Annotated in this window: 7 protein-coding genes and 2 pseudogenes; 8 read left to right on the forward strand and 1 reads right to left on the reverse strand. The window is 74.2% G+C overall.

The features are described from left to right. Positions 1-75 precede the first annotated feature (75 nt). The 7 genes and pseudogenes from ACIQOV_RS13260 to ACIQOV_RS13290 all read left to right on the forward strand — a co-directional run. Positions 76-352 (forward strand): annotated as a pseudogene (locus tag ACIQOV_RS13260) (hypothetical protein); the annotation flags it as partial. Between the two features lie 438 nt (positions 353-790). Further along, positions 791-3,154, forward strand: a complete 2,364-nt coding sequence (locus tag ACIQOV_RS13265; protein ID WP_401048187.1) for a glycoside hydrolase family 65 protein — start codon at positions 791-793, stop codon at positions 3,152-3,154. A 207-nt stretch (positions 3,155-3,361) separates the two neighbouring features. Beyond that, positions 3,362-3,604 carry a DUF1918 domain-containing protein gene (locus ACIQOV_RS13270; protein WP_401048190.1) on the forward strand — a complete coding sequence of 81 codons (243 nt, stop codon included), beginning with the start codon at positions 3,362-3,364 and terminating at the stop codon, positions 3,602-3,604. Positions 3,605-3,616: 12 nt separating this feature from the next. Then, positions 3,617-3,781: pseudogene (locus ACIQOV_RS13275) on the forward strand (cation-transporting P-type ATPase); the annotation flags it as partial. Between the two features lie 385 nt (positions 3,782-4,166). Continuing rightward, positions 4,167-5,045 carry a universal stress protein gene (locus ACIQOV_RS13280; RefSeq protein ID WP_401048192.1) on the forward strand — a complete coding sequence of 293 codons (879 nt, stop codon included), beginning with the start codon at positions 4,167-4,169 and terminating at the stop codon, positions 5,043-5,045. Positions 5,046-5,166: 121 nt separating this feature from the next. After that, positions 5,167-5,700: a flavodoxin family protein gene (locus tag ACIQOV_RS13285; protein ID WP_401048195.1), complete on the forward strand. Its 534-nt coding sequence runs from the start codon at positions 5,167-5,169 to the stop codon at positions 5,698-5,700. Between the two features lie 153 nt (positions 5,701-5,853). Next, positions 5,854-6,465, forward strand: coding sequence for a hypothetical protein (locus tag ACIQOV_RS13290; protein ID WP_401048197.1), 612 nt, complete (start codon positions 5,854-5,856; stop codon positions 6,463-6,465). A 28-nt stretch (positions 6,466-6,493) separates the two neighbouring features. Here the strand turns inward: ACIQOV_RS13290 and ACIQOV_RS13295 are convergent, their stop codons facing one another. Continuing rightward, positions 6,494-7,648 carry an NAD(P) transhydrogenase subunit alpha gene (locus ACIQOV_RS13295; protein WP_401048200.1) on the reverse strand — a complete coding sequence of 385 codons (1,155 nt, stop codon included), beginning with the start codon at positions 7,646-7,648 and terminating at the stop codon, positions 6,494-6,496. Positions 7,649-7,787: 139 nt separating this feature from the next. Here ACIQOV_RS13295 and ACIQOV_RS13300 point away from each other — a divergent pair. Further along, a partial coding sequence (locus ACIQOV_RS13300) for a hydantoinase/oxoprolinase family protein (protein ID WP_401048201.1) occupies positions 7,788-9,424 on the forward strand: 1,637 nt, incomplete at its 3' end.

Raw genomic sequence — 9,424 nt, forward strand, 5'->3', positions numbered from 1 at the left:
CGCCGGGGTGCTCCCGATGGGCCGATGGACCCTCCTCGCACCCGCCGGGGCGCCGCGAGCACGCCTACGCTGGTCATGGGCATCGGGGGCGAGCCACGGAGGACTTCCTTGGGCAACGCGTCGGAGAACCCCGCCCCCGTACCGAAGCTGCGGCTGGACGAGCTCCTGGAGGAGCTCCAGGCCCGCTCGGACGCCGCCCGCGGCACCCGGGACCGGGTGCACAGCCTGCTGGAGGCGGTGCTGGCGGTCGGACGCGACCTGGAGCTCACCCAGGCTCTCCAGCACATCGTGGAGGCCGCCGTCACCCTGGTGGACGCCGAGTACGGGGCGCTCGGCGTGATCGGCGAGGATGCCGATGCCTCCGGCGTTGGAGACCACGGCGACCGCGCCGCACGGGGCGGGCAGCGCCTGGGCGCGCAGCAGCGCGGCGGCCTGCCGGGGCGCGTTGCGGCTGACGCCGAAGAACCGCATCCGACGGCTCTCCTCGGCCATCCCGGCGGCGTGCAGGTCGAGCACCGCGCGGTGGTCGTCCGGCCCGAGCGGCCGGAGCTCCACGGTGGTGCCGTCGGCCAGCAGGGCCTCGGCCGTGGCGAGCGGCGGATCGACGGTCGACATGGCTCACCTCCTGTCTCCGTCTCCCAGACTCGGCGCCCGGCCCTGCTCCGGGGAAGGGCCGACCGGCCCCGGCCGGACCGCCGAGCGGCGCGGTGCCGTCGTCCGCAGACTGGAGACAGACCGGTCGCACGGAGGTCACGTCGTGGCAGCAGACCCGCCCGCGGGGAATCCCGACATGCCGGACCCGTGGACCCTCCGCTACCAGGGCTTCGACCCGGCCGAGGAGGGCCTGCGGGAGGCGCTGTGCGCGGTCGGCAACGGCTACCTGGTCAGCCGCGGCGCCGCGCCGGAATCGGTCGCCGACGGGGTGCACTACCCGGGGACGTACCTGGCCGGCTGCTACGACCGTGCGGAGTCCACGGTCGGCGAGCACGTGGTGGCCAATGAGGACCTGATCAACTGCCCGAACTGGCTGCCGCTGACCTTCCGCCCGGCCGACGGCAGGTGGTTCACCGGCCCGCCCACCGAGCAGACCCTGGAACTGGACCTGCGCCGGGGACTGCTGACCCGCACCGCCCTGGTGGTCGATGAGCGGGGCCGGCGCACCACGCTCGTGCAACGCCGCCTCGCCAGCCAGGCCCGGCCGCACCTGCTCGTCCTGGAGAGCACCTTCACCCCGCAGAACTGGTCCGGCCCGTGGGAGGTCCGCTCCGGGCTGGACGGCCGCATCACCAACACCGGTGTCGCCCGCTACCGGGGCCTGGCCGGGCGCCACCTCGTCCCGGCCGGCCAGGGGGTGGACGAGGACGGTCTGCTCCGACTCGAAGCCGATGCGATCGACTCGCCCCTGCGAATCGCCCTCTGCGCCCGCATCCGCGCCGACCGGGAGCACACCGCGACGACCGAGTACCGCGAGGGCCGGGTGGCCCACCTCCTCGCCCTGGAGGGCTCGGCGGGCCGGCCCGTCACCGTGACGAAGACCGTCGCCGTGCACACCTCCCACGACCGGGCGATCGAGACCCCGCTGCTCGCCTCCCGCCTGCTCGCCGCCGAGGCCGGCGACTTCGACCAGCTGCTCGTCGAACACACCGTGCGCTGGGCGGAGTTGTGGCGCCGCTGCCGGATCGAGGCCGACTTCGACGGGGCCGGCCCGCTGCACCTGAACCTGTTCCACCTGCTCCAGACCTACTCCGAGCACTCCGTCGACCTGGACGTCGGCGTCCCCGCCCGCGGACTGCACGGGGAGGCGTACCGGGGGCACGTCTTCTGGGACGAGCTGTTCGTGCTGCGGCTGCTCAACCTCCGCTTCCCGGAGCTCGCCCGGGCCGTGCTCCGCTACCGCCACCGCCGCCTCGACGCCGCCCGCCGGCAGGCCCGGGAGCTCGGGCTGCGCGGCGCGGTCTACCCGTGGCAGAGCGCCCGGGACGGCCGCGAGGAGTCCCAGCAGCTGCACCTCAACCCGCTGTCCGGACGCTGGCTGCCCGACCACAGCCACCTCCAGCGGCATGTCGGCTCGGCCGTCGCCTACAACATCTGGCAGTACTACCAGTCCACCGGGGACCGGGACTTCCTCGCCACCGCCGGTGCCGAGATGCTACTGGAGATCGCCCGGTTCTGGTCCTCCGTCGCCGTGCACGACCCGGCCCGCGGCCACTGGTCCGTCCGCGGGGTGCTCGGCCCCGACGAGTACCACGACGGCTACCCCTGGAAGACCCGGCCGGGCCTGGACGACAACGCGTACACCAACGTGCTGGCCTCCTGGGTGCTGGCCCGTGCCCAGGACGCCCTGGACGTCCTGCCCGGGTACCGCCGCGACGAGCTGCGCGAGCGCCTGGAGCTCGACGCAGGAGAGCTGGAGCGCTGGCAGGAGGTCGGACGCCACCTGCACGTCCCGTTCCACGACGGCGTCCTGAGCCAGTTCGACGGCTACGAGCGCCTCGCCGAACTCGACTGGCCGGAGTACCGGCGCCGCTACCCGGACCTGCGCCGGCTCGACCGGATCCTGGAGGCCGAGGGCGACACCGTCAACCGCTACAAGGCCTCCAAGCAGGCCGACGCACTGATGCTCTGGTACCTGTTCTCCGCCCGCGAGGTCCGCGACCTGCTACGACATCTCGGCCACCCGGCGCACCACGAGCTGCTCCGCCGGACCACCGACTACTACCTGCGGCGCACCGTCCACGGCTCGACGCTCAGCTCGGTGGTGCACGCCTGGGTGCTCACCCGCTGCGACCGCCGCGCGTCCTGGCACCACTTCCGCGACGCCCTGGTGGCCGACCTGCGGGACAACCAGCACGGCACCACGGCCGAGGGCGTCCACCTGGGCGCCATGGCGGGCGCGGTGGACCTGCTGCAACGGTGCTACACCGGCCTGGACGTCCGCGAGGACGCCCTCTGGCTGGACCCGCACCTGCCCTCCGCCCTCGGCCGCCTGGAACTGGACCTTCGCTACCGCGGCCACTGGGGCCTCACCCTCGCCGTCGACCGCCGCACCGTCACGGTGAGCCTGCGCCCGGACCGCCAGGAGCCGGTCCGCATCCGGCTGCGCGGCACCGAGACGACGGTCCTGCCCGGCGAGACCCAGTGCTTCCGGCTGTGAGCAGCCCGGGCCTCACCGGCGGCACGGACCACCTCGTCCGGGATCCCGGCGTCCAGCAGCTCCCGACGGATGCGTGCGGGTACCCGGGGCGAACGGCCGCGCGACCAGGGCCCGCCGGCCCCTGCCGGAGCCCTCGATCGGTGGTGCCATGGAAGTACGGACGGCCGGGCCATGTCCCCGGCCCCGCACCGAGCCAGGGAGGCCGGCATGAAAGCCGCCGTGGGAGACCGCATCATCGTCCAGGGCACCCGGCCGGGCGCGGCCCGCCGGGACGGCGAGATCGTCGGGCTGCACCACCCGGACGGCAGCCCGCCGTACGACGTCCGCTGGTCCGACGAGGACCGGGTCACCGAGTACTTTCCCGGGCCGGACGCCCGGATCCACCACTTCGACCACGAGCCGTCGCCCACTCGAACCGTCCCGCCACAACCGCACCTCTTCGCCGATTGACGGGCCTCCGCCGTGACCGTCTCCGCCGACCCGCGGGCCCGCGGGCCGACCGGCGCCGAGGCCGCACGACTGCTCGCCGAACACGGCCGCAACGAGGTCGTCGCCGACCGCCGGGTGCCGTTGTGGGCCCGGGTGGCAGCCCAGCTGCGCGACCCCCTGATCACCGTGCTGCTCGCGGCCGTCGCGCTGACGGTGGCGATCGGCGACCATCCGGACGCGGTGGTGATCGCCCTGGTGGTCGTGGTGAACACCACCGTGGGCGTGGTCCAGGAGGTCCGGGCGGAAAGCGCCGTGGCGGCGCTGCCAGATCCTCTGGATCAACCTGCTCACCCACGGCCTCACGGGCGTGCTCGACACCGTGCCGCTCGGCCGGTCCGACCTGGCCGCGCCCGTCCTCGCCGGAGCCGTCGGCTTCACGACCGCCCGGCTGCTCAAGCACGGGATCTGACGACCGGGCCGGGCGGCCCTCGCGGCGCAAGGCGGAGCTGCCTGGCGTGGGAACAGGGTCCGCGTCATCGACCTCACCGAAGTCACCGGGACCACCGGACCGAGGAGGACCATCATGACGTCCGCAAGCCCCGACGGCCCCGGCCGTCCCGTCGTCCTCGGCGTCGACGCCCACGACACCGGCTCGATGCCCGCCGCCTGGGCGGCCGACGAGGCCGCCCGCAGGGGCCTGCCACTGCGGCTGGTGCACGCCGTGCCGTCGCTGTACCGCGAGTTCCGGCCCTTCGACGAGGGCCGCTACCACACGGCCCTGCGCGAGCGGGCCGACCGGGCACTGGACCGGGCCGCCACGCTGGCCCGGGAGCGCCACCCCGGACTGGATGTGACCACCGTGGTGGCCGAGGACGTCCCGGCGCCCGCACTGTGCCGGGAGTCCCGCAACGCCGCGCTCGTCGTCCTCGGCTCCCGCCGGCTGAGCCGGGTCGAGGAGGCGCTGAGCACCTACTCGGTGGCCGTCCCGGTCAGCGCCCAGGCGCACTGTCCGGTGGTCGTGGTCCGCGACCCCGAGCACACCACCCAGGACCCGCCGTACGTCGGGCTCGGCGTGGACGGCAGCCCGTCCTCGCAGCCCGCCGTCGACTTCGCCTTCGCGTACGCGGACGAGCGCCGGGCCGCGCTGCGCGTCCTGTGGGTCTGGCAGCGCCCGCCGGTGGGCAACCTGGACGAACCCGCCACCGAGCGGATGCTGCGCCGGATGATCTTCGAGTCCACCGCGGGTCACCACGAACACCACCCCGACGTGACCGTGACCCACGAAGTCGTGCACGGCCACCCGGTCGAGGAGCTCGCCCTGGCCTCCGAACACGCCCTCGCGGTGGTCGTCGGCCGCCGCGGCAACGGCGGCTTCACCGGCATGCGCCTCGGCTCCGTACCCCACGGCCTGCTCCGCCGAGCCCACTGCCCTGTCGTGACGGTGCCATCCGCCCTGCCCTGAACCGGGAACCGACGCCCGCTCTCGTGCGGACATGCCCGCCCGGCGGTCCGATCCGGGCCGAACGGCCCAGGTCCTGACCGCCCGCGCGGCGCGAGCCTGGACGTGACGAAAGGTGGAGACCATGCACACCGTGATCGTGTACGAGAGCGTGTACGGCAACACCCGGGATGTCGCCGAGGCCATCGCCGAAGGTGTCCGCCGGACCGACCCCGGGGCGGCCGTCGACTGCCTCCCGGTGTCCGAGGCGAACGCGGACACCGCCCGGTCCGCGGACCTGCTGGTGGTCGGCGGACCGACCCACATGCACGGCATGTCCTCCGGGATCAGCCGCCGGATGGCCGCCGCGGCCGAGGGGCACAAGGAGGGTCGCGAGGAGGCCGCCGCCGACGCGCGGGAGACCGCCGAGGGCCCGGGCCTACGAGCCTGGTTCCACGACCTTCCGACCACCGGGTCCGGCACCTACGCCGCCGCGTTCGACACCCGGGTCGACATGCCCAGGGCCGGCGGCGCGGCCAACGGCATCGCCCACCGGCTCTCCCACCACCACGACGACGTGGTCGCCGAACCCGAGGGCTTCATCGTGGAGGGCAACGACGGACCACTGCGCGCCGGCGAACTCGACCGCGCCCGCGCATGGGGCGCCGGCCTGGTCTGAGCAGGGGAGGCCGGGAACGAGGGCCCGGCGCAGGGCCGGGCCCTGGAACACCGATCCGATGGCCAGGTCGCCCCGCCCTCGCCCCGGGCACCGAGGCACGTCCGCTGCGGCGGGGCGAGACTGGTCGGGAGACCGGGAACAGGAGTGAACGGGATGTCTGACGGTGGAGACGGCGGGTACCCCGCCCTCATCGGCGAGTCGGCCGCCTTGGTGCGACTGGCGCACACCGCTCTGCGCGGCGCGACGGCCGTACTGACCGATCCGGCCGACAGCGGGGCTGGGGTCCCGGTTGCGGAGAAGGCCCTCGCGGAACTGCTGACGCGGATCGAGGAGGACGCCGCCGCGGCTCCCGGCGGACGGGCCGGGGTCGTCCTGGGCGTCCACGTAGGGTGCCAGGTCGAGGCCCTGGCGGACCTGGCGCAACGGCTGCTGGAGGCCGCCTGGGCGCGCCAGGAGAGGCCACCGTTCATCGAGCGGCTACGGGCTCCGCTGCACGGGATCGCCGACGCGGCGCTGGAGTCACTCGAACGGTCCGCCCACGCCCTGGAATCCGGCGCCCCCGAGGACGCCGCGGACGTCCTCGCGGAGCTGCACGAAGTCGGCCAACGGCAACGGCTCCTGTACGAGCTGCTGCTCCGTACCGAGCGGATGGATCCGGTGGACGCCACCGACCTTGTGCTGCTCTCGTGCTGCTACCAGCAGTGCGCCGACCGTGCGGGAGCGATCGCCCGCCACGCGGCGCTGTTCCCCCACCCCGGGCCCTGAAACCGCGCACGGGCCGGGGTCCGGGATCTCACGGCAGGCCCGCGACGGCGGTCGCCTCCATGAGCAGCCTGCTGGTCGGCTCGTGCCGCACCGCGCCCCGGTCGGTCACCAGCATCGGGGCGAGCACCGGGTCCTCCGTGCCGGGGCCGCCCCGCAGCAGGCGTTCCAGCAGCGCCAGCACGTTGTGGGAGTACGCACGCGAGGCGGTCCCGGGCACCTGCGCGGCGAGCTCGCCGGCACCGATCACCGTGATGCCGTCACCGACCAGCGTCGTGGTGTCCGGCAGGACGCCCTCGACATTGCCGCCCTCCGGGCCCGCCACCAGGTCCACCAGCACCGAGCCGGGCCGGAGCCGGGCCACCGTCGCCGTGCGGAGCAGGACCGGGGGCGTCCCGTCCGGCCCGGTCAGGGCCGTCACCACGAGGTCGTACCGCACCGAGGCCTCGGCCAGCCCCGCCACCCATGCCGCACGGTCCCGGTCGAGGGACTGCCACAGCTCCCGGTCGTCCACCGCCTGGTGCACACCGGACAGGCACAGCAGGTCGGCTCCCAGCGCGGCGGCAGCCGCACGCTCGCGATGCCGCGGTTCGACCGCGCCGACCGGAGCGCCCAGCCGGCAGGCGGTGTCGATCGCCTGCAGACCGGCATGCCCGGCGCCCACCACGAGTACCCGAAGCGGGTCGAAGAGCCCGTCCGTGGTGCCCCAGGGCGGCAGGCAGCGGTCCAGGCGCTCGGCGGCGAGCAGCACCGCCCGGTACCCCGCCACCCTGGCCTGCGAGGCCCCGGCGTCCAGCGGGTACCCGGCCGGCAGGTCGGGCGCCAGGTCGAGGCCGATCGCGGTCACGCCCCGGTCCGCCCACTGCCGGACCAGGAACGGGATCCGCTGCGGCCGCAGCAAAGCGGCCAGTACCTGCCCCGGGCGCAGTTCGCGCACCGGGTCGGTGCTCGGGGGACGGATGCCGAGCAGCACGTCCGCACGGCGCAACACCTCGTCGCGTCCGGCCAGGACGGCACCCGCAGCCTGGTAGTCGTCGTCGTGGTGACCAGCGAGGAGGCCTGCGCCCGGCTCCGCCAGGACCGTCACGCCGAGGCGGCGGACGGCCGGCACCAGGTCGGGCACGAGGGCCACCCGGCGCTCGCCCGGTACGGTCTCCCGCAGCACTCCCACCGCCGTGATCGCCATCGCTACGTCCCGCTTCCTCCGGGATCGGCCTTTCACGCCCAGTATGTTCCGTTTGCCCGCCCGGTTCGCCCGGTCGGATACTCGTGCGCAGGGCCACTCACGCACGGGGCGCCACGCGGCACGGCGGAGGGAGCCGGTCATGGCAGCCAGGGGCTGGCAGTTCTGGGTGGACCGGGGCGGGACCTTCACCGACGTGGTCGCGCTCGACCCGGACGGCCGGCTGCTCACCCACAAGCTGCTCTCCCACGACCCGGCCCGCTACCGGGACCCGGCCGTGGCCGGCATCCGGGCCCTCCTGCCGCCCGGGGCGACCATCGCTTCCGTACGGATGGGCACCACGGTCGCCACCAATGCCCTGCTGGAACGTACCGGCGAGCCGACCGCACTGGTCATCACCCGTGGCTTCGCGGACGCCCTGCGGATCGGCTACCAGAACCGGCCGCAGATCTTCGCCCGCGAGATCGTGCTGCCCGAGCCGCTGTACACCCGGGTGATCGAGGTGGACGAGCGGATCACCGCCGAGGGCGAGATACTACGACCGCCCGACCTCGACCGGCTCGCCGAGGACCTGCGCGACTGCCTGAACGACGGCATCCGCTCGGTCGCCGTGGTCTGCCTGCACAGCTACCTGCACCCCGCCCACGAGCGGGAGATCGGCCGGCTCGCCGAGCGGCTCGGCTTCGACCAGGTGTCCCTGTCCAGCGAGGTGAGCCCGCTGATGAAGCTGGTGCCGCGCGGAGACACCGCCGTGGTGGATGCCTACCTCCATCCCGGGCTGCGCCGCTACGTCCGGCAGGTGGCCGACCAACTCGCCGGTGTCCGGCTGCTGTTCATGCAGTCCAACGGCGGCCTCGCCGAGGCCGGGCACTTCCGGGGCAAGGACGCCATCCTGTCCGGCCCGGCCGGCGGCATCGTCGGCATGGTGCGGATGTCCGCGCTGGCCGGCCACCAGCGGGTGATCGGCTTCGACATGGGCGGCACCTCCACGGACGTCTCACACTTCGCGGGCGCGTACGAGCGGGTGGTCACCACCCAGGTCGCCGGGGTACGGCTGCGGGCACCGATGCTGGCCATCCACACCGTCGCGGCGGGTGGCGGCTCGGTGCTGCGCTTCGACGGCGAACGCCTGCGCGTCGGTCCGGACTCGGCCGGCGCCGACCCCGGACCGGCCTGCTACCGCAGCGGCGGGCCGCTGACCATCACCGACGCCAACCTGCTGCTCGGCCGCATCCAGGCCGAGCACTTCCCGCGGGTCTTCGGCCCGAAGCGCGACCAACCGCTCGACTCCCGGCTGACGCGGCGCCGATTCATCGAACTCGCCGAACGGATCGGCGACCTGTCGGCCGAGGAGGCGGCCGAGGGCTTCCTGCGGATCGCGGTGGGAAACATCGCCAACGCGATCAAGCGCATCTCCGTCCAGCGAGGTCACGACGTCACCCGCTACGCCCTGACCACCTTCGGCGGCGCGGGCGGCCAGGTCGCCTGCCCCGTGGCCGAGGCACTGGGCATCCGCACCGTCCTCGTCCCGCCGATGGCCGGGGTGCTGTCCGCCCTCGGCATCGGTCTGGCCGACACCACCGTCCTGCGCGAGCATGCGGTCGAACGGCCCCTGGCGGAGGAGGAGATGGAAGCGGTACTGGGGCTCGCCGACGAACTGGCGCACGCCGCCACCGACGAGCTGCGCGATCAGGGCCTGCGCGGTGTTGTAGCCGACGCCGTTCGGGTCCAGCTGCGGGTTCGCGAAGGCGGCGAAGCGGTCGATCTGGTACTGGCTCA

This window comes from Kitasatospora sp. NPDC091257 (assembly GCF_044757675.1).
In the GTDB taxonomy this organism is placed as follows: domain Bacteria; phylum Actinomycetota; class Actinomycetes; order Streptomycetales; family Streptomycetaceae; genus Kitasatospora; species Kitasatospora lactacystinica.

What these genes read in the sequence shown, in the direction of transcription:
- ACIQOV_RS13265 (WP_401048187.1), top strand. Translation starts at nt 791, where the DNA reads ATGCCGGACCCGTGGACCCTCCGCTACCAGGGCTTCGACCCGGCCGAG.
- ACIQOV_RS13270 (WP_401048190.1), top strand. Translation starts at nt 3,362, where the DNA reads ATGAAAGCCGCCGTGGGAGACCGCATCATCGTCCAGGGCACCCGGCCG.
- ACIQOV_RS13280 (WP_401048192.1), top strand. Translation starts at nt 4,167, where the DNA reads ATGACGTCCGCAAGCCCCGACGGCCCCGGCCGTCCCGTCGTCCTCGGC.
- ACIQOV_RS13285 (WP_401048195.1), top strand. Translation starts at nt 5,167, where the DNA reads ATGCACACCGTGATCGTGTACGAGAGCGTGTACGGCAACACCCGGGAT.
- ACIQOV_RS13290 (WP_401048197.1), top strand. Translation starts at nt 5,854, where the DNA reads ATGTCTGACGGTGGAGACGGCGGGTACCCCGCCCTCATCGGCGAGTCG.
- ACIQOV_RS13295 (WP_401048200.1), bottom strand. Translation starts at nt 7,648, where the DNA reads ATGGCGATCACGGCGGTGGGAGTGCTGCGGGAGACCGTACCGGGCGAG.